At 68.9% G+C, this 17,700-nt stretch carries 17 protein-coding genes; 8 read left to right on the top strand and 9 right to left on the bottom strand.

Annotated elements, in window-relative coordinates:
- The first annotated feature begins 61 nt into the window (after nucleotides 1–61).
- Nucleotides 62–1,291, top strand: a complete 1,230-nt coding sequence (locus OCQ_RS13305; RefSeq protein ID WP_009957254.1) for an NADH:flavin oxidoreductase — start codon at nucleotides 62–64, stop codon at nucleotides 1,289–1,291.
- Here OCQ_RS13305 and OCQ_RS13300 read toward each other — a convergent pair.
- The 6 genes from OCQ_RS13300 to OCQ_RS13275 form a co-directional block, all read right to left on the bottom strand.
- Complete coding sequence (locus OCQ_RS13300) at nucleotides 1,277–2,200, bottom strand: alpha/beta hydrolase (RefSeq protein ID WP_014384848.1); 924 nt, start codon at nucleotides 2,198–2,200, stop codon at nucleotides 1,277–1,279. The two genes, OCQ_RS13305 and OCQ_RS13300, sit on opposite strands and share 15 nt — an antisense overlap.
- On the bottom strand, nucleotides 2,197–3,033 hold the full coding sequence (locus tag OCQ_RS13295; protein WP_014384847.1) for an IclR family transcriptional regulator: 837 nt from the start codon (nucleotides 3,031–3,033) through the stop codon (nucleotides 2,197–2,199). The genes OCQ_RS13300 and OCQ_RS13295 overlap by 4 nt, the downstream gene beginning before the upstream one ends.
- A gap of 158 nt (nucleotides 3,034–3,191) precedes the next feature.
- A complete protein-coding gene (locus tag OCQ_RS13290; protein ID WP_051019737.1) occupies nucleotides 3,192–4,700 on the bottom strand; it encodes an FAD-dependent oxidoreductase in 1,509 nt (502 codons plus the stop codon).
- Entirely contained in the window at nucleotides 4,664–5,572 is a 909-nt protein-coding gene (gene bphC, locus OCQ_RS13285) for a biphenyl-2,3-diol 1,2-dioxygenase (protein WP_014384845.1), read from the bottom strand. Before bphC ends, OCQ_RS13290 begins: the two co-directional genes overlap by 37 nt.
- 10 nt (nucleotides 5,573–5,582) lie before the next feature.
- Complete coding sequence (locus OCQ_RS13280; RefSeq protein ID WP_014384844.1) at nucleotides 5,583–6,767, bottom strand: acyl-CoA dehydrogenase family protein; 1,185 nt, start codon at nucleotides 6,765–6,767, stop codon at nucleotides 5,583–5,585.
- Between the two features lie 90 nt (nucleotides 6,768–6,857).
- The gene (locus tag OCQ_RS13275) at nucleotides 6,858–7,136 is read right to left on the bottom strand and encodes a 2Fe-2S iron-sulfur cluster-binding protein (RefSeq protein WP_008257233.1); all 279 of its coding nucleotides are present in this window, start codon (nucleotides 7,134–7,136) and stop codon (nucleotides 6,858–6,860) included.
- A gap of 130 nt (nucleotides 7,137–7,266) precedes the next feature.
- Between OCQ_RS13275 and OCQ_RS13270 the strand changes: the two genes are divergently transcribed.
- Genes OCQ_RS13270 through OCQ_RS13250 form a run of 5 tightly spaced genes read left to right on the top strand, consistent with a single transcriptional unit; the run spans nucleotide 7,267 to nucleotide 11,859 of the window.
- Complete coding sequence (locus tag OCQ_RS13270; protein ID WP_008257229.1) at nucleotides 7,267–8,877, top strand: flavin-containing monooxygenase; 1,611 nt, start codon at nucleotides 7,267–7,269, stop codon at nucleotides 8,875–8,877.
- Nucleotides 8,874–9,677, top strand: a complete 804-nt coding sequence (locus tag OCQ_RS13265) for a mycofactocin-coupled SDR family oxidoreductase (RefSeq protein WP_014384843.1) — start codon at nucleotides 8,874–8,876, stop codon at nucleotides 9,675–9,677. Before OCQ_RS13270 ends, OCQ_RS13265 begins: the two co-directional genes overlap by 4 nt.
- Nucleotides 9,674–10,519, top strand: coding sequence for a mycofactocin-coupled SDR family oxidoreductase (locus OCQ_RS13260; RefSeq protein ID WP_014384842.1), 846 nt, complete (start codon nucleotides 9,674–9,676; stop codon nucleotides 10,517–10,519). The genes OCQ_RS13265 and OCQ_RS13260 overlap by 4 nt, the downstream gene beginning before the upstream one ends.
- An 8-nt stretch (nucleotides 10,520–10,527) precedes the next feature.
- Nucleotides 10,528–11,319 carry an SDR family NAD(P)-dependent oxidoreductase gene (locus tag OCQ_RS13255; RefSeq protein WP_014384841.1) on the top strand — a complete coding sequence of 264 codons (792 nt, stop codon included), beginning with the start codon at nucleotides 10,528–10,530 and terminating at the stop codon, nucleotides 11,317–11,319.
- Nucleotides 11,320–11,349: 30 nt separating this feature from the next.
- Complete coding sequence (locus tag OCQ_RS13250; protein ID WP_009957240.1) at nucleotides 11,350–11,859, top strand: nuclear transport factor 2 family protein; 510 nt, start codon at nucleotides 11,350–11,352, stop codon at nucleotides 11,857–11,859.
- Nucleotides 11,860–11,872: 13 nt separating this feature from the next.
- Here OCQ_RS13250 and OCQ_RS13245 read toward each other — a convergent pair whose 3' ends face one another.
- From OCQ_RS13245 to OCQ_RS13235, 3 genes are all read right to left on the bottom strand, one after another.
- Complete coding sequence (locus tag OCQ_RS13245) at nucleotides 11,873–12,769, bottom strand: alpha/beta fold hydrolase (RefSeq protein ID WP_407937420.1); 897 nt, start codon at nucleotides 12,767–12,769, stop codon at nucleotides 11,873–11,875.
- A 53-nt stretch (nucleotides 12,770–12,822) separates the two neighbouring features.
- Complete coding sequence (locus OCQ_RS13240; RefSeq protein ID WP_014380246.1) at nucleotides 12,823–14,223, bottom strand: WS/DGAT/MGAT family O-acyltransferase; 1,401 nt, start codon at nucleotides 14,221–14,223, stop codon at nucleotides 12,823–12,825.
- Between the two features lie 183 nt (nucleotides 14,224–14,406).
- Nucleotides 14,407–14,853, bottom strand: a complete 447-nt coding sequence (locus tag OCQ_RS13235) for a nuclear transport factor 2 family protein (protein WP_009954238.1) — start codon at nucleotides 14,851–14,853, stop codon at nucleotides 14,407–14,409.
- A 270-nt stretch (nucleotides 14,854–15,123) separates the two neighbouring features.
- Here OCQ_RS13235 and mbp1 point away from each other — a divergent pair, with 270 nt between their 5' ends.
- Together mbp1 and OCQ_RS13225 are read left to right on the top strand one after the other, a co-directional pair.
- Entirely contained in the window at nucleotides 15,124–15,357 is a 234-nt protein-coding gene (mbp1, locus tag OCQ_RS13230; protein WP_009954239.1) for a microaggregate-binding protein 1, read from the top strand.
- A gap of 91 nt (nucleotides 15,358–15,448) precedes the next feature.
- On the top strand, nucleotides 15,449–17,695 hold the full coding sequence (locus OCQ_RS13225; protein WP_014384839.1) for a molybdopterin-dependent oxidoreductase: 2,247 nt from the start codon (nucleotides 15,449–15,451) through the stop codon (nucleotides 17,693–17,695).
- The last annotated feature ends 5 nt before the right edge of the window (nucleotides 17,696–17,700 follow it).

The following is a 17,700-nucleotide window of genomic DNA, read 5'->3' as shown; positions in this document are numbered from 1 at the left end:
GGCTCCCAGCCACCGGGAACCTACCGTTGACCATGTGCGGATGCGGGGTCAGTGTCGCCGTATGAGTGCAGCGCCGCCGGACCCTTTCGCCCCCGCCGTGCTGGGGCCGGTGACCTTGCGTAACAGGGTGATCAAGGCGGCGACGTCGGAAGGCCGATCGCCGCAGGGCTTGGTGACCGATGATCTGATCGAATTCCATCGGGCCTTCGCCCGCGGTGGCGTCGGCATGACGACCGTCGCGTACTGCTGTGTGGCGCCCGAGGGCGCCAGCGCGCCCGGGCAGATCGTGATGAGCGCGGCCGCCCTCCCGGGCCTGCGGAAGCTGACCGACGCGGTCCACCACGACGGCGCTGCCATCTCGGCCCAACTCGGGCATGCGGGTGTGGTGGCGCAGAAGAAGCTGACCGGAGTCACGCCCATGGCGCCGAGCAGGTTCATCAACCCCGCTTCCATGGGTTACTGCCGCGAGATCACCCGCGCCGAGATCGCCCGGGTGATCGATCAATTCGGCGCCGCCGCCCGGGTGGCCGCCGACGCGGGCTTCGACGCCGTGGAACTGCATTTCGGCCACCTGTACCTGCCGAGCTCGTTTTTGAGTCCGTTGATCAACCGGCGCAGGGATGAATACGGCGGCGACATCGACAACCGGTCGCGGTTGTGCCGCCAGATCGCCCGGCGCGTGCGCGACGAGGTCGGTGACAGCATCGCGGTGACCGCCAAGCTCGATATGGACGACGGCGTGCCGGGCAGTATCTGGGTGGACGAGGCGCTACGCACCGCCGCACTGCTCGATGCCGACGCTGTGCTGGATGCGATCGAATTGACCCAGGGCTCTTCGGTTTTCAAGCCCATGTATCTGTTTCGTGGTGACGTCCCGGTCAAGGAGTTCGCCCAAGTCATGCCCCAGCCGATGCGCACCGGCATCCGCTTCATCGGAAAGTGGGCGATGGGCGAGTACCCCTACCACGACCTCTACATGCTGGAGAATGCCCGCCAGTTCGTCCCCCTCATGCGCAACACCAAGCTGATCCTGCTGGGCGGGATCACCGATCGCGGGCACGTCGAGACCGGCATGCGCGAAGGCTTCGATTTCGTGGCGATGGGCCGGGCCCTGCTGCGCGAACCGGACCTGATCTCCAGGATGATCGCCGATCCGGCCACCCGAAGTCGCTGCACCCACAACAACAAGTGCATGGTCACCGTCTTCGGGCGGACCCATTGCGTGCTCGATCCGGGGCAACGCTACGGTGCGGCGGAAGCGTTGCCCGCCAACGATCTAGCGCTGCAATAGCTCGGCGAGGGCGGCGGTCGCCTCTTTGCGCGCCCGGTGCGCGATGTCGAGCGTCGGCATCGTCATGAACCCGTGAATGCCGCCGTCGTAACACAATTGCCGTGTCGGCACGCCGGCCGCTGTCAGGGCGGCGCCGTAGGCCAGTCCCTCGTCGCGCAGGGGATCGTGGCCGGCGACCGCCACCACCGCGGGCGGGAGCCCGCGCAGGTCGGCGTTCAGCGGTGTGGCGTAGGGGTGGGCGCGGTCGTCGTGCGAGGGCACGTAGCAGTCCCAGTACCACTGCAGCGCCGGTTTGGGGTTGTAGAAGCCCTGGCCGAACAGCCGGTAGGACTCGGTGTCGAAGTCGGCCGCGATCACCGGGTAGAGCAGCAGTTGGGCCGCTGGCGCCGGGCCGCCGCGGTCGCGAGCCATGATCGCGGTCACCGCGGCCAGGTTGCCGCCGGCGCTGTCGCCGCCCACGACCAGACGGCCGGGATCGGCCCCGAGCGACCCGGCGTTGTCGTACGCCCAGCGCGTCACCGCGTACACGTCCTCGGCCGCCGCCGGCCAGGGATTCTCCGGGGCCAACCGATAGCCGACCGAAACAACCACGGCGGGAACGAGGTTGGCGAGGTTGCGGCACAGCCCGTCGTGGCTGTCCAGGTCACAGAAGACGAACCCGCCGCCGTGTGCATAGACCACGATCGGCAGCGGTCCGGCCGCGTCGGGACGGTACACGCGGACGGGTATCGGGCCGTCCCGACCGTCGATGGAGCGATCGGCGGCCTCGGCGATGGGTTCGGGCCGCGCCGGCGGCACCAATCTGGACCGGATGAGGGCTCGAGCCTGCGCGCCGCTCATCTCCTGAACCGGGGGGAACCCACTGTCCAATTGCTCGATGATCGCCGCGATCTGCGGGTCGAGGCTCACGCGTACTGCAGGGCGGGTTGTCGCGCGGGGGCGGGGTGTTGTGACCGCAGGGAAAGCAGCGGCCGCAGCGGCTGCAGGGTCGGGGCGACTCGTTGCGGGCCGCCCTCCACGTTGCGCCACACGCCCATCGCGGTCATTCGCACCGGGGCGGCGAGGCGCTGGTCGAGCGCCATGCGATTCAGCGGACCGCACACCGACACGGCCGCCACGGCCTCACCGGGACTCCCGATCGGGGCCGCGACACAGCCAAACCCCAGTAGGGATTCTTCGCGCTCGTAGGCGACGCCGTGCGCCCTGACCTTGGCCAGTTCCGTCGCCAGTTGCGGAGCGCTGGAGATCGAGTATTTGGTCAGGCGGGCGCCCAAGTCGATGTCGGTCTCCTCGTCGCGATAAGCCAGGATCGCCTTGCCGACCGCGGTGCAGTGCGCGGGCTGACGGCCGCCGACCCGGGTGGGGATCGCACCGACCATGCGGTCGCCGACCTTGTCGAGGTAGACGACGTCGGCTCCGTCGAGCACCGCGAGGTGCACGACAAGCCCGGTGGCGCGGTGCAATTCACCCAGCAGTGGGCCCGCCGCCCGCACCAACCGATCCTGGTGCACGGCAAGCGAACCCAGCTCCACCAGCCGCATGCCGAGCTCGTAGTCACGACCGCTGCGACGCAGCCAGCGCAGTTGAACCAGCCGCTCGAGCATCCGGTGCGCCGACGAGCGCGGCAGGCCGGTACGCCGCACGATCTGGGCCAGCGTGAGGCGTCCGGGGCCGTCGAAGGCGTCCAGGACCAGCGAGATGCGGTCGATGACGGCGGTGGGGGTTTCGGCGGGCGCGGCCATTCATCCTCCTGGCTGGCATATTCCTATTAGGAATATAGTTCTACCACAGGGCTGTGGCCGCTGTCACATGGCGTGCCGAAAGAACCCGCGAGCGGGAGGCGCTCCTCGCACGCTCGTAACGCAGGGGTGCAATTTCGGCGGGATATCCCACCGTGGCGTTACGCCCGCGGAAAAAGACTCGCCGAGCGCCCGGCGCGGCGGCCGTAGAAGCTGCCGTCACCGAGCGAGACGCCGCTGGCGTAGCCCCACGCGGCCAGGCCGGCGGTGCACCGGCCGGCGGCGAACAGCCCGGGTATGGGCGCGCCGCTGACGTGCAGCACCTCGGCGTCCAGCGTGGTCGCCAGCCCGCCCAGGGTGAAGCCGCCGGTGCTTTCCCGCAGGTCGATCGCGCCGACCGGCGATCCGATCGGCTTGATCCACTCGGACTTCTTGTGCAGCAGCGGATCCTCGCCGCGCGCGGCGCCCTCGTTGTAGGCGGCCACGGTGGCCTGCAGCGAACCGGGCGGCAGGCCCATGTCGCGCTCCAGGTCCGCGACGGTGTCGGCCACCCAGGTCGCCGGGCGCAGCATCAGCTTCGGCGACCACGAGGCCTCCGCCGCCTCCTGCGCGTCGCCGTCGATGATCAGGTACGCGACGTTGTCCTGCTGGTACAGCGTGAGCTGGCCGATCCGCCCCGGATAGGTGTCCTCGGCGACGTAGCGCTGACCGCGCCCGTTGACCAGGATGCCGCGCACCAGCTGCTGGGGGTCGACGAAGATCGCGACCTCGGTGGCGTCCATGTGCGCCAGGTCGGCGCCCAGCGCCTGCGCCATCCGGATCGCCTGCCCGTCGTGCTGCTCGATCGACGCGGCCGGCCGCCCCGCGATGCGCGGCGCGTAGCGCGCCACCATCGCGTCGTTGTAGGCGAAACTGCCGGTGGCCAGCACGACCCCGCGGCGCGCCCGGATCGTCATGTCGTTGCCGTACTGGCGGGCGCAGATGCCCACCACCCGGCCGTCGGATTCGGTGATCAGCCGCTGCACCCGCACGTCGTAGAGGGCCCGCGCCCCGGCGGCGGTGGCCGTTTCGACGAGGGGCTTCATCAGCATGTAGCCCGCACTCGCTTCGCCCTGCTTCTTGTTCTGCATCTGCGGGACGTGCCCGCGCGGGGCGGGGGAGGCGATCGTGTTGAACGGATAGGAGTTTTCGCCGCCGCTGTACATCAACCCCTGGTCGCCCATGGGCTCCCAGCCCGGCTCGGAGAAGAACTCCGCCTTGAACGGGACGCCGCAGCCCACCAGCCAGTCGAAGTGGGCGACGCTGCCGGCGCAATAGTCGGCGATCCTGGCCTCGTCGGCGCCGGGGCCCATCGCGACGTTGAGGAACGCCGCCATGTTGTCGACCGAATCGCTGAAGCCGCAAGCCTTTTGCAGCGGCGTGCCGCCCCCGAGGTAGATGAATCCGCCCGCCATCGATGCCGCGCCGCCCCAGGATCCGGTGCGCTCGAGCACCAGGACGTCGGCGCCGGACCGGGCGGCTTCCACCGCCGCCGCGGCGCCCGCGATCCCATAGCCGGCGATGACGACGTCGGCCTCGGCGTCCCACGACGTGATCGACGACGCCGCCACCGGCGTCACGTCAGATTCGGCGATCACATGCGCATGGCCGCGGGTGGTTCCGGAATCCACTCGTGGCCCCAATAGCTGTCGGCGGTGATTTCCTCTGCGGTGTAATACGTTTCGTCGACCCGCATCCCGTCGGTGCCGAATTCGATGTCCCAGTCGCCGGGCGCGCGGACGTAGAAGGACACCATCTTGTCGTTGGTGTGCCGGCCCAGCGTGGACGCGACGGTGAAGCCATCGGCGTTGACGCGGTCGAGCGCCTGGCCGACGGCGTCGAGGGTGTCCACCTCCACCATGACGTGCACCAGCCCGGGGTCGCGCTGCTGGGCGGCGGGGCAGATCGCCAGGCTGTGATGGCGCGCGTTGATGCCGAGGAACCGCACCCGGATCGGTCCGAACTCGGCGGGCAGCGGCACCCGGAACGCGCCACGAGACCGGAAACCGAGCACCTCGGTGTAGAAGTCGACGACGCCGTTGAAATCGGTCGCCGGCACGACGACGTGGCCCAGACCCTGGTCGCCCGTCACGAACTTCGCGCCGAACGGGGTGATCACCGGGCTGTGGTCGAGCACCGCGCTGTGGAACACCTCCAGCGTGGTGCCGGCCGGATCCTCGAAGGTGATCACCTCTTCGACGCGGCGGGCGTCGGCCTCCTGGACGGACAATTCCTTGAAACCGACACCGGCGCCGTCCAGGGCGGCCTTGACCCGTTGCAGCGCCTGGTGGTCACGCACTTCCCAGCCGACCGTGATCACCCGGTCAACCCCGCCGGGGACGACGATGATCCGGGCCGCGCGTTCGTCCATCCGCAAGTACAGCGCGGACTCGTCGGGTCCTTTCCCTTCGGCGAATCCCAGCACACCGAACGCGAAATGGCGCCAACGCTCGATGTCTGAGGTCGAAACCGTGATGTAGCCAAGGCTTTTCAGGTCAGACATTGAAAACCCCTCAGATCAAGGCCCGCAGCGGGCCTTCGGGCGGGTCGATGCCGATCGAACTCAGCGCCGCCGCGTGGTACGTGGTGCCCGGCACATGGATGGCGTGCATCTGGCCGACGTGCACGTCACGCCAATACCGTTGCAGCGGTTTGTCCATCCGGGCCGCGTTGCCGCCGGAGCGGGCGAAGATCTCGTCGACGGCGGAGACCGCGCGCCACACCGCGCGAACCTGCGTGCGGCGCCCGGCCGCGCGGTCGGCGAACGACACCTCCTTGCCCGCGGCGACCATGTCGTAGATGCGGTCGGCGTTGGCCAGCAGCTCCTGGCGGGCGGCGTTGATGTCGGCGGCAGCCTCGCCGATCGCGTGCATCACGTAGGGGTCGTCCTTGATCGCGGTCCCGGTGGCGCCCACCCGGCCGCGCTGGTAATCGAGGTGCGCGGCCAGCGCCCCCTCGGCGATGCCGATGGTGGCCGCCGAAATGCCGAGCGGGAACATCGTCGACCACGGCATCAGGTACAGCGGCTCGGTCATGCCGGCCTCGCGCTGGGCGGTGCCGTCCATCACCTTCGCCGCGTCCATGGTCCGGTAGGTCGGGACGAACGCGTCTTTGACGATGACGTCCTTGGAGCCGGTTCCGCGCAGCCCCACCACATTCCACGAGTCCTCGACGATCTCGTAGTCCTTGCGCGGCAGGATCATGTGCAGCATTTGCGGCGGCATCAACGGGATGCCCTTCTCGTCGCCGAGCATGGCGCCCAGGATGATCCAGTCGCAATGGTCGGTGCCCGAACTGAACTGCCAGCGCCCGTTGAACAGGTAGCCGCCGTCGACCGGTTTGGCCACGCCCTGCGGCGCGTAGGGCGACGCCATCCAGGTGTCGACGTCGTCGGCCCAGATCTCGGCGGCCACCTTCGGGTCGGCGTAGGCGAGCTGGTAGGGGTGCACGCCCACCACGCCGACGATCCAGCCCGCCGCGGGATCGAGCGCCGCGGTGGCCATCGTCGTCTCGGCGAACTCGCGGGGGTGGACCTCGAAGCCCTGATACTGCTTGGTCTGCAGCAGCCGGATCAGCCCGGCGCCCTTCATCAGCTTGACGGTGTCGTCGGTGAGCCGGCCGAGTTGCTCGGCCTCCGCGGCCTGTTCGCGCAGCTGATCGGCCATGGCCACTACCCGGTCCAGTACCCGGTCGCTCATATCGTTGTCCTTACGTGTGGGTGCTTAGTAATGGTCTACCGCAGTCCCGACCCGTCCCAAAGTAAATCCCGATGAGCGGACACAACGCGGTCAAAATTCGACATGAACATCGGTGCCCGCGGGCCGCGCCTGGCAGGCCAGAATCAGGCCCTCCTCGAGATCGTCGGCGTCCAACACGTCGCACGGAACCATGTCGACCTCGCCCGCGACCACGGTCGCCACGCACGAGCCGCAGCGGCCCTCCCGGCACGAGTGGGGCACGGCGATGCCCGCCTCGAGCAATGTCTCGACCAGCGTCTGCCCGTGGGGCCAGCACAAATGATGGCGTCGACCGTCCAGCTCGACGTCGACGCGCGCGACTTGCGGCATCCGCCGATCGTGAGCGATCCAGACGGCAGGGCGAACCCAGCTGCCCGGTGGCCGGGAAGATGCGCCCCCGGCGTCCGGTGACCGGGAGGGGGAGCGGTGCGCGATCCCGCAGGCCTTACCGTGACTGGTTGTGAACGATCCCGGCGAACAGGCTCTCGATGTGGTCGTGGTCGGCGCGGGGTTCGCCGGCCTGTACGCCCTGCACAAGCTGCGCGGCCAGGGGCTTTCGGTGCGAGTCCTGGAAGCCGCGCCCGAGATCGGCGGGACCTGGTACTACAACCGGTATCCCGGCGCGCGCTGCGACGTCGAGAGCGTCGACTACTGCTACTCGTTCTCCGACGAACTGCAGCAGGAATGGAACTGGACCGAACGCTACGCCACACAGGCCGAGATCCTGGCGTACCTGAACTGGGTCGCCGACAAACTCGACCTGCGCCGCGACATCGCGCTGCGCACCCGCGTGGTCTCCGCGACGCTCGACGAGACGACGCTGCGCTGGACGATCACCACCGATGCCGGCCAGACGATCTCGGCGCGGTTCTGTCTCATGGCTACCGGTCCGTTGTCGGCCGCGCTGACCCCGGACTTCGACGGCCTGGACACCTTCGCCGGCGAGATCTACCACACCGCGCAATGGCCCCACGACCCCGTCGACTTCACGGGCAAGCGGGTGGCCGTGATCGGCACCGGATCCTCCGGCATTCAATCGATTCCGGTCATCGCCGAGCGGGCCGCACACCTCTACGTCTTTCAGCGCACACCCAACTACAGCGTGCCGGCGGGCAACAGGCCGCTGTCGGCCGAAGAGCTCGACGAAATCAAGGCGGAATATGCCCAGCGACGCGCGCTGTCGTGGCGCAGCGGCGGCGGCTCACCCCACATCACCGCGCCGAAGCCCACCATGCAGTTCACGCCCGAGGAGCGCCGAGCGGCGTTCGAAAAGCGTTGGCAGCTCGGCGGTGTGCTGTTCTCGAAGACCTTCCCGGACCAGATGACCGATCTGGAGGCCAACGAAGAGGCCCGCCGATTCTACGAGGAGAAGGTCCGGGCCGTCATCGACGATCCGGCCGTCGCCGACCTCCTGATCCCCAACGACCACCCCATCGGCACCAAGCGAATCTGCACCGACAGCAACTATTTTCAGACCTTCAACCGCCCGAACGTGTCGCTGATCAGCGTCCGCGCCACCCCCATCGAATCCGTCGACACCACCGGCATCAACACGACCGACGCCCACTACGACGTCGACATGATCGTGCTGGCAACGGGTTTCGACGCGATGACCGGTGCGCTGGGCCGGATCGATATCGTCGGGCGCCGCGGCACCGCTATGCGCGACGACTGGGCGCACGGACCCCGCACCTATTTGGGGCTGGGCGTCGACGGCTTCCCCAACCTGTTCCTGATCTCGGGCCCGGGAGCGCCCGCCGTGCTGGCGAACATGGTGCTGCACGCCGAAGCCCAGGTGAACTGGATCGCCGACGCCATCGCGTTCCTGGACGAGCACGGTTACGCCGCGATCGAAGCAGGCGTCGACAGCGTGGACGGCTGGGGCGCCGAATGCGCCCGTCGGGCCGAGACGACGCTGTTCACCAAGGCGAACTCGTGGTACATGGGCGCGAACGTGCCGGGAAAGCCCCGGGGTTTCATGCTGTTCGTCGGGGGCTTCGCGACCTATAACGACATCTGCGCCGAGGTCGCCGACGCCGGCTACCGCGGCTTCGATCTCATCGAACGATGACGGGTCTACGGGACACGGTCGTCGTCGTCACCGGCGCCGCCAAGGGAACCGGCCGGGTGCATTGCCAGCGGTTCGCCGACGAGGGCGCCGACGTGATCGCGCTCGACGCCCCGGCCGTGGCCGACGAGTTGGCCGACACCGCAGAGAAAGTCGCCGATCGCGGTCGGCGCTGCGTGACCGGGCTGGCCGACGTCACCGACCTCGGGGCCGTCACCGCCGCCATCGATGCCGGCGTCGCCGAGCTGGGCCGCCTCGACACCATCGTCGCCAACGCCGGCGTCCACCTGCCGGGCGCGCCGTCGTGGGAACTGGACCCACTGGTGTGGCGGCGCACACTGGACATCAACCTCACCGGCGTCTGGCACACCGTCAGGGCCGGGGTGCCGCATATCGGTGGTGACGGCGGCTCCGTCGTCATCATCAGCTCCACCAGCGGCCTTCGCGGCCTGCCCAACACCGCCCACTACACCGCCAGCAAGCACGCGGTGGTGGGACTGGCCCGCACGCTGGCCAACGAGCTCGGGCCCCGCGGCATCCGGGTCAACACCGTGCATCCAGGCCCCGTCGCGACCCCAATGGTGCTCAACGAGGCCACCTTTCGGCGGCTGCGACCGGACCTGGAAAACCCGACGGAGGCCGACGCCGCCGAGGTGCTGCGGGCCCGCAACCTGCTTCCGGTGCCGTGGGTCGAGCCCGTCGACATCGCCAACGCCGTGCTGTTCCTGGCCTCGGATGAGGCCCGCTACATCACCGGCACCCAGCTCGTCGTCGACGCCGGCCTGACCCAGAAGACGACATGAGGGCGGCGCGCGGCGGGCGACTCGACGGCAAGGTCGCCCTGATCACCGGCGCGGCGCGGGGGATCGGTCGCGCGCAGGCCGTGCGCTTCGCCCAGGAGGGCGCCGACATCGTGGCGCTCGACGTGTGCGGCCCGATCGACACGGTGCTCGTCCCGCACAGCACGCCGGACGACCTCGACACCACCGCATCGCTGGTCCGCGAGGCCGGCGGGCGGGTGCACCCCGAGATCGTCGACGTCCGCGACCTCGCCGGCATGCGGGCCGCCACCGACCGCGGCGCCGCGCGGTTCGGCGGGCTGGACGTGGTGTGCGCGACCGCGGGAATCACGTCGCGCGGCATGGCGGTCGAGCTGGACGAAAACGCCTGGCGCACCATGCTGGACGTCAACCTCACCGGGGTCTGGCACACCTGCCGCGCCGGCGTGCCCCACCTCATCGCGCGCGGCGCCGGATCGGTGATCCTGACGAGCTCGATCGCCGGGCTGCGCGGCCTGGTCGGCGTCGCGCACTACACGGCCGCCAAACACGGCGTGGTCGGCTTGATGCGCTCGATGGCCAACGAGCTTGCGCCGCACCATGTCCGGGTCAACTGCGTCAACCCGACCAACGTCGACACGCCGATGATCCAGAACGACGTCGTCAGCAGCGCCTTTCGCCCGGACCTGGACCGCCCGCCCACGCGCGCCGAATTCGCCGACGCCGCGCGTTCGATGAACATGCTCGCAGTGCCGTGGATCGACCCCCTCGACGTCGCCAACGCCGCGCTGTTCCTCGCCTCCGACGAGGCGCGCTACATCACCGCGATCACCTTGCCCGTCGACGCGGGCGCCACCCAAAGATAGGAGGATCCGTGACCGACATCGCGAAGTACGGGCCGTGGGCGGTGATCGCCGGCGGCTCGGAAGGCGTGGGCGCCGAGTTCGCAAAGCAATTGGCCGGTGACGGGTTCGATCTGGTGCTGATCGCTCGCAAGCCGGGACCGCTGGAGGACACGGCGCGGCAGTGCCGCGAGATCGGCGCACAGGTGCGCACGTTGGCCATAGACCTGCTGGACCCCGACGCGGTCGCGCGAATCACCGCGCAGACCGCGGACATCGAGGTCGGCCTGTTGATCTACAACGCCGGCGCCAACACCTGCAGCAAGCCGTTTTTGGACGCCGAGCTCAGCGAGTTCGGCCGGGTGATCGACCTCAACGTGACGCGGATGCTGCAACTCGTGCAGCACTTTGCGCGGCCGATGCGGTCCCGCGGCCGGGGCGGCATTTTGGTGGTCGGCTCGATGGCGGCGACCCACGGTTCGATGCGCCAATCGGTCTACACCGGCGTGAAGGCCTTCAGCCGCCTCTTCGCCGAGAGCCTGTGGCTCGAGCTGCGCGAGCACGGCGTCGACGTGCTGGAACTGGTGCTGGGCGTGACCCGCACGCCGGCCATGGCCCGGGCCGGCCTGAACTTCGACGTGCCGGGGCTGTCGGTGTCCGAACCGGCCGACGTGGCCCGCGAGGGGTTGGAGAACCTGGCCAACGGCCCGGTGTTCATCGCTGGCGGCAACGCGGCCGCGGTGCACCGGGGCAGCGGCCCGGACCGCGCCGCGATCGTGTTGGGCGCGCACAGAGCCGTGCAGGAACTCCTGGGCCAGAAATGATGCGCTCCTGAAACTGGAAGGAGATCAGCGGTGATCGACGCCGACGAACTGTTGACACGGCTGTGCCGACTCGAGGACGAACGCGATATCGCCCGATTGATCGCGTCCTACGGTCCGGCGGTGGACGCGGGGGACGCCGACGCCGCGGCGCGGCTCTGGGCGACCGATGGCGGCTACGACGTCGAGGGTTGGCAGATGCACAGCCGGGCCGACGTGCGCGCCATGGTCAGCTCGGCCTCCCATCAGAAGCTGGTGGGTGGTGGTTGCTGCCACTTCGTCGGACCGGCGGTCGTGACGGTCGCGGGAGATTCGGCGGTGGCGGTCAGCGAATCGCTGGTTCTCGTGCGCGACGGCGAGAGTTACCGCGTATGGCGCTGCACGGCAAACCATTTCGAGTTGCGGCGCATCGAGAACCGTTGGCGGATCACCAAGCGTACGAGCCGTGTCCTCGATGGCAATCCCGGGGCCCACGCCTTGCTCACCGCGGGCCTGGCGGGTGCACCGGCACCGACATTGGGCGCCGGGGGAGACGTGGATTGAGGACGGTCCCGCGCTAGCCGCGCGAAAGGAACGTCAGCACAGTGCTTTCGAAGGCCTCCTTGGCCTCGATCATCGCCCAGTGCCCCGAGTTCGGGAAGATGTGCAGCTCCGCGTTGGGAATGGTGCGCATCGGGATCAGGGCCATGTCTGGCGGGCTGACCCGGTCGTCGCGTCCCCAGGTCAGCAGGGTGGGCGCGGTGAGCTTGTGCATGGTCGCCCACGGCAGCGGCCGGTCGGAGGCGGCCAGCGCGGCGTTCATCCCGGCGAACGCCGCCTTGCCGTACATGCGCCGCGCCGCGGCCAGGGTGTCGGGGTCGGTGGCCAGCTGCCAGCGCTCCTCGATCAGCTGCTCGGTGACCAACCCCTGGTCGTAGACCATCGACTTGAGCCAGTCGACCAGGCGCTGGCGCGTCGGGTCCTCGACGAATTCCTGCAGCAGCCGGATGCCTTCGCTGGGGCTGGGGCTGAAGATGTTGGTGCCGATCCCGCCGATGGTCACCAGCCGACCGACGCGTTCGGGATTGTGGGTGGCGAAGTTGATGCCCACACCGCCGCCCATCGAGTTGCCCACGATGTGCACCTTGGCGACGCCGAGCGCGTCCAGCAAGGGCGCGACGGTGCCGAACGCGGTGACCATCGGGTGTCCGCCGAAGTCGTCGCTGACCCCGAACCCGGGGAATTCCAGGATCAGGCAGCGGAATCGCTCGGCGAAGGCGGGCAGCACGCCGCGGAAGTTGCGCCACCCGGTGACCCCGGGCCCGGACCCGTGCAGGAACAACAGCACCGGTGCGGAATCGGGGGCCCCGCTGTCCCCAGTGTCGTAGTAGCGCAAAGCGCCGTTTTCCGTGCTGATTTCGCGCAGGTCTTGCTCTGCGAGAGGCTGTCGAAAAGTGTCTGCCACGGGTGTCACCCTGCCATGCCGCGGCGCCGAGGGGGGATAGGGTTCCGCTGAACGGGCGGCGGTCAGGTTCGGCCGCGGACCGGCGCGCTCGAATTCATCAGCTCTTTGAGGGCGACGGGGAAGGCGTCGGCCAGGTCCCAGAGGTCGGCCACGAGGTCGGGGCAGGAAATGATGCCGACGCCGAGACGGCGGCCCAGCGACATCACGGTGATGTTGAGCCCGGCGCCGGCGATGATCGGACCGAGCGGGTACATCGCGTCGAGCCGGCAACCCAAGAAGTAGAGCTGGTCTCGCGGCCCGGCCACGTTCGACATCACCAGGTTGTGCGGCGGCTTCTCGGGCAGCGGTATGCGGGGCAGCAGCTTCATCGCGGCACCGAACATGGTCTGCCCGGCCACCTGCGTCCAGTCCTGCAGCAGGGTCGGTCCCATCGCGGCGGCGTGGTCCTTGGCCGCGGCGTTCCCGCCGGCGATGCGGGTGAGGCGTTCGGCGGGGTCGGCGATGTGGGTTTCGAGCCGGCACAGCATCCAGGTCATCTGATTGCGGCCCGGTCGAGATGACTTGCCGCGCACGGACACCGGCACGCTGGCGACCATCGGAATATCCGGCAGGGCGTCGCGGTCCAGAAGGTACTGCCGCAGCGCCCCCGCGCACATCGCCGTCACCACGTCGTTGACGGTCACCCCGAACCGCTGTTTCACGGTTTTGACGTCCTCGAGGTCCACGCTCGCCAGGGCGATGTTGCGGCGTCGGGTGAAGCGGCCGTTGAACGCCGTGGGCGGCGCCGCGAACGGGGCCGCCATCGTGTGGCCGCCGGCGCGGGCGCGCAGGACCGTTTGCGCCAGCGTCAGTGCCGTGGCAGGCACCACCCGCGCCAGGCGCCACGGTCGCAACGCCGCCCCGATCAGACCGCCGGCGGCGATCTGCAATGGGTTCGCCGCGCCGGCGCGGGCGGCCGGTTCCGGCGGCGGCGGCGGGCAGTCGGGGGTGGGGCCGCACAGTTGCGCGAGCAGGTTGGCTCCGCCCACACCGTCGACCACCGCGTGGTGGGCCTTGAGGACGACGGACAGCGCGTCCCCGCCACGCAGCCCTTCGATCACCCACATTTCCCACAGCGGACGATCGCGATCGAGCGCCAGGCCGGCGACGTGGCCGCAGATTTCCGCCAGTTCTTCGCGCCCGCCCGGCGAGGGCAGCGCGACCCGGTGCAGGTGGCGTCCCAGATCGAACCGGTCGTCGTCCACCCAGACCGGATGGTCGAAGTTCAGTTGGTTATCGGCCAGCTTGAGACGGAATTCCGGGACGGCGTCCACCCGCTCCGCGAGCGCCTCACGAAAGCGCGCGAAATCGTAGCCGCCGGGCATGGTCGCGGGGTCGAGCTCCAGGACGCAGCAAACGTTCAGCGGCTGTGTCGGTGATTCGAGGTACAGAAAGAACGCGTCTAGCCCACTGAGTCGCTGCATACTCGCTCGTCTCTTGTGTGCGGCTCTGACCGCTGGTCACATGACCATCGGTCATCCCAACGCTCGTGGGGGATCCACGATCGGGGCGACCGCGATTTGTTGTGTGACGGTCTTTCTATAGCCACTGGGGGGCTTCCGGCAAACATTGCGCCGGACGCGGATCGGGACCGCGTTCTGCGAGGGCTAGCGTGCCATCGCCGAGTCGGGCGCTGCCCAGTCGGTGGACACCCGGCGGTGCTTGATCAGCCAGGTGCCACCCTCGGGCACCAGGACGTCCCGGTAGCGGCCGCAATGGTCGAGCCCAATGTGGGTGACGACGGTGAAGTACGACTTGACGCGCGCCTCGCCAGGTGTCACTTCGGTGAACAACACGTTCGCGACGTTATGGCGCACAATCGGTTTGACGCCGCCAGTGACATCGGCGTCGACGGCGACCTTTCCGGTGACGCCGCCCAGGAATTCCGCGATCGCCGATCGCCCGCGCAGCGGGTCGAACCCGCGGATCTCGAGCACGCCGTTCGGACAGAACGTCTCCGCGAGGCCGTCGAGCGCGCCCGCGTCGCCGGACCAGTTGTAGCGCGCCAAGGTGTCGCGGATCTGCTCACGGGCCACCAGTTCCCACGTTTCCACTGCTATGGTTCCTCCCGCCGCTGACCGGGGTGCAGCGATATCGGGCCTCAGCGTAACCGATACGGCCGGGACATTCCGGCGTCGTCTCGGCCGGGCATTGTCAAACACCCTGAACCGCAGGGGAATTAGATGCAACGGCCGGCGGTCCTTGCGCGGCGACCGCCCGACGCGTCGGCGCTGTGGCGAAGGCGACTCCCGTCGAAGGTTTTGGGAACCGACCGGCTGGGCAATAAGCGCTGAGCAAGACGCACGACAAGGAGGGGAGTACGTATGTCGGACAAGAGCGGTCCCGAGGAAGCCGTCGAAGGCGTCGTCGAGGGCGTCAAGGGCAAGGTGAAGGAAGTCGCCGGGGCGGTCGCCGGACGCGACGACCTGATGCGCGAAGGCCAGGCCCAACAGGACAAGGCCGATGCGCAGCGCGAGGCCGCCCAGAAGGAGGCCGAGGCCGAAAGCGCCCGAAAGGCCGCCGATATCAACGAAGCTCGCCAGAAGGCCGAACAGTAGCGACAGCCGGCGGTGGCCCGGTCACGTGGTGTCCGGGCCACCGCCGCTGTCACCACTTCCGCTACGGGCGGTAGCGCAATACAGTGGGTGGATGAAACCCGGCGAAGACGGCAGGCACCTGCGCACCTGCCCGTTGTGTGAAGCCATGTGCGGCTTGGAAATTCAGGTCGATGACGGCCTTGTCACCGGCATCAGGGGCAACCGCGACGACGTCTGGAGCCGCGGGCACCTGTGCCCCAAGGGCACATCGCTGGCCGCCCTGCACGACGACCCGGACCGCATCCGCGAGCCGATGATCAAGGTCGACGGTCAGTGGCAGGAGGTCAGCTGGGACGCGGCGTTCCGGCGCTGCACCGAGTTGCTGACGCCGGTGATCGACAAATACGGAATCGGCGCGGTGACCGCCTACACCGGTAACCCGCTGGCGCACTCGTTCTCGCTGGCCCGCTACGCGGGCGTGTTGATGGGCATGTCCGGGATGCCGATCACCTACTCGCCGGGCACGGTCGACCAATGGCCGAAGAACCTGTCCTCGCACCTGATGTACGGACTCTGGTGGAACTTCCCGGTGCCGGACATCGAACGCACGGACCTGCTGGTCATCATGGGCGCCAATCCCGCCGCATCGCAGGGCTCACTGCTGGCAGCGCCCAACGTGATGGGCCTGATCGACGCGATCCGCAAGCGCGGCAAGGTCATCGTGATCGACCCGGTGCGCACCCCGACCGCCGCGCGCGCCGACGAGTGGCTTCCCATCGTGCCCGGGACCGACGCGGCGCTGTTGCTGGCGGTCGCGCACACCCTCTTCGCCGAAGACCTCGCCCGTCCCGGTCCGCACCTCGCCGGCCACCTCGATGGGCTGGACACCCTGCGGCGGGCCGTCGCGGACTGGCCACCGGAACGCGTCGGCGCCGTCACCGGCATCGGCGAAGACCGGATCCGCCGGTTGGCCCGCGAACTCGCCGGCACCGACAAATCGGTGGTCTACGGACGAATCGGGTTGTGCAACCAGGAATTCGGCAGCCTCGCCAGCTGGCTCGTCGACGTGGTCAACATCCTGACCGGTCATTTCGACACCCCCGGCGGCGCCATGTTTCCCAGGCCGGCCGCCTGGTCGATCACCACGCAGCCCCTGCCCGGATTGGAGGGCGGCGCACCGGAATTCGGCCGCTGGCACACCCGCGTGCGCGGCGCCAAGGAAGTTCTCGGCCAGGCGCCGGTGTCGTGCATGGCCGAAGAGATCGCCACCCCGGGCGACGGCCAACTCAAGGCGCTCATCACGGTCGCGGGCAACCCGGTGCTGTCCACCCCCGGCGGCGACAAGCTCGACGAAGTGCTGCCGATGCTGGAGGCGATGATCTCCGTTGACCTTTGGCTCAACGAGACCACACGGCACGCTGATGTGATCCTGCCCGGACTGTCGCCGCTGGAGCAGCCGCATCACGACGATCTGATCCTGCTCTTCGCGATTCACAGCATCGCGAATTACTCCGCGCCCGTGTTCGATCCGGGCGATCGCCCGCACGAATGGGAGATCCTGATCCGGCTGACCGGACTGTGTACCGGCACGCCCGCCGAGGACGTCGACGTTGCGGCCATCGACGACGGCTTCTTCGATTACCTGGCCTTCACCCGCGGGCTCGACGGCGCGGAGATCCGCAAGCTCTACGAGCACGGCGGGCCGGAGCGCATGCTCGACCTCACCCTGCGCACCGGGCCCTTCGGCGACCAGTACGGCAAGAATCCGGGCGGGCTCACGCTGGACACGCTCAAGGCCAACCCGAACGGAATCGACTTCGGGCCCATGGTCCCCCAACTCCCCGACATCCTCGGCACCCCCGACAAGAAGATCCGGCTCGCACCGCAGTACCTGCTCGACGACCTGCCCCGGCTGGCCGCGCGCATGGAACGCCCCGCCGAACCGCTGGTCCTGGTGAGCCGCCGACACCTGCGCTCGAACAACACCTGGCTGCACAACGTGCCCGCGCTGATGAAGGGAAAGGACCGGTGCACGTTGCTGATCCACCCCGACGATGCGGCCCGGTGCGGCATCGCCGACAACGACATCGTGACGGTGAAATCGGAGGCCGGCGAGATCAGGGTGCCCGTGGAGATCACCGACGCCATCAAGCCGGGCGTGGTCTCGATGCCCCACGGCTGGGGACACGGCAAGCCGGGCACCCGCATGACGGTGGCCAACGGCTCACCGGGCGCGAACACCAACGTGCTGTCCCCGCCGACATTCGTCGACCAGCCGTCCGGCAACGGGGTGCTCAACGGCATCCCGGTGACGATCATCGACGATCAAGCCAGATTCCGTCCCGCGCAAGCGCTTTGAGGAAG

Source organism: Mycobacterium paraintracellulare, from assembly GCF_000276825.1.
Taxonomy (GTDB): domain Bacteria; phylum Actinomycetota; class Actinomycetes; order Mycobacteriales; family Mycobacteriaceae; genus Mycobacterium; species Mycobacterium intracellulare.
This window is presented reverse-complemented; position numbering and strand designations above follow the sequence as displayed.

Excerpts from the sequence above, each read along its gene's own strand:
- OCQ_RS13305 (WP_009957254.1), top strand. The coding sequence starts at position 62 with ATGAGTGCAGCGCCGCCGGACCCTTTCGCCCCCGCCGTGCTGGGGCCG.
- OCQ_RS13260 (WP_014384842.1), top strand. The coding sequence starts at position 9,674 with ATGAGGGCGGCGCGCGGCGGGCGACTCGACGGCAAGGTCGCCCTGATC.
- OCQ_RS13240 (WP_014380246.1), bottom strand. The coding sequence starts at position 14,223 with ATGCAGCGACTCAGTGGGCTAGACGCGTTCTTTCTGTACCTCGAATCA.
- OCQ_RS13225 (WP_014384839.1), top strand. The coding sequence starts at position 15,449 with ATGAAACCCGGCGAAGACGGCAGGCACCTGCGCACCTGCCCGTTGTGT.
- OCQ_RS13280 (WP_014384844.1), bottom strand. The coding sequence starts at position 6,767 with ATGAGCGACCGGGTACTGGACCGGGTAGTGGCCATGGCCGATCAGCTG.
- mbp1 (WP_009954239.1), top strand. The coding sequence starts at position 15,124 with ATGTCGGACAAGAGCGGTCCCGAGGAAGCCGTCGAAGGCGTCGTCGAG.
- OCQ_RS13275 (WP_008257233.1), bottom strand. The coding sequence starts at position 7,136 with ATGCCGCAAGTCGCGCGCGTCGACGTCGAGCTGGACGGTCGACGCCAT.
- OCQ_RS13265 (WP_014384843.1), top strand. The coding sequence starts at position 8,874 with ATGACGGGTCTACGGGACACGGTCGTCGTCGTCACCGGCGCCGCCAAG.
- bphC (WP_014384845.1), bottom strand. The coding sequence starts at position 5,572 with ATGTCTGACCTGAAAAGCCTTGGCTACATCACGGTTTCGACCTCAGAC.
- OCQ_RS13295 (WP_014384847.1), bottom strand. The coding sequence starts at position 3,033 with ATGGCCGCGCCCGCCGAAACCCCCACCGCCGTCATCGACCGCATCTCG.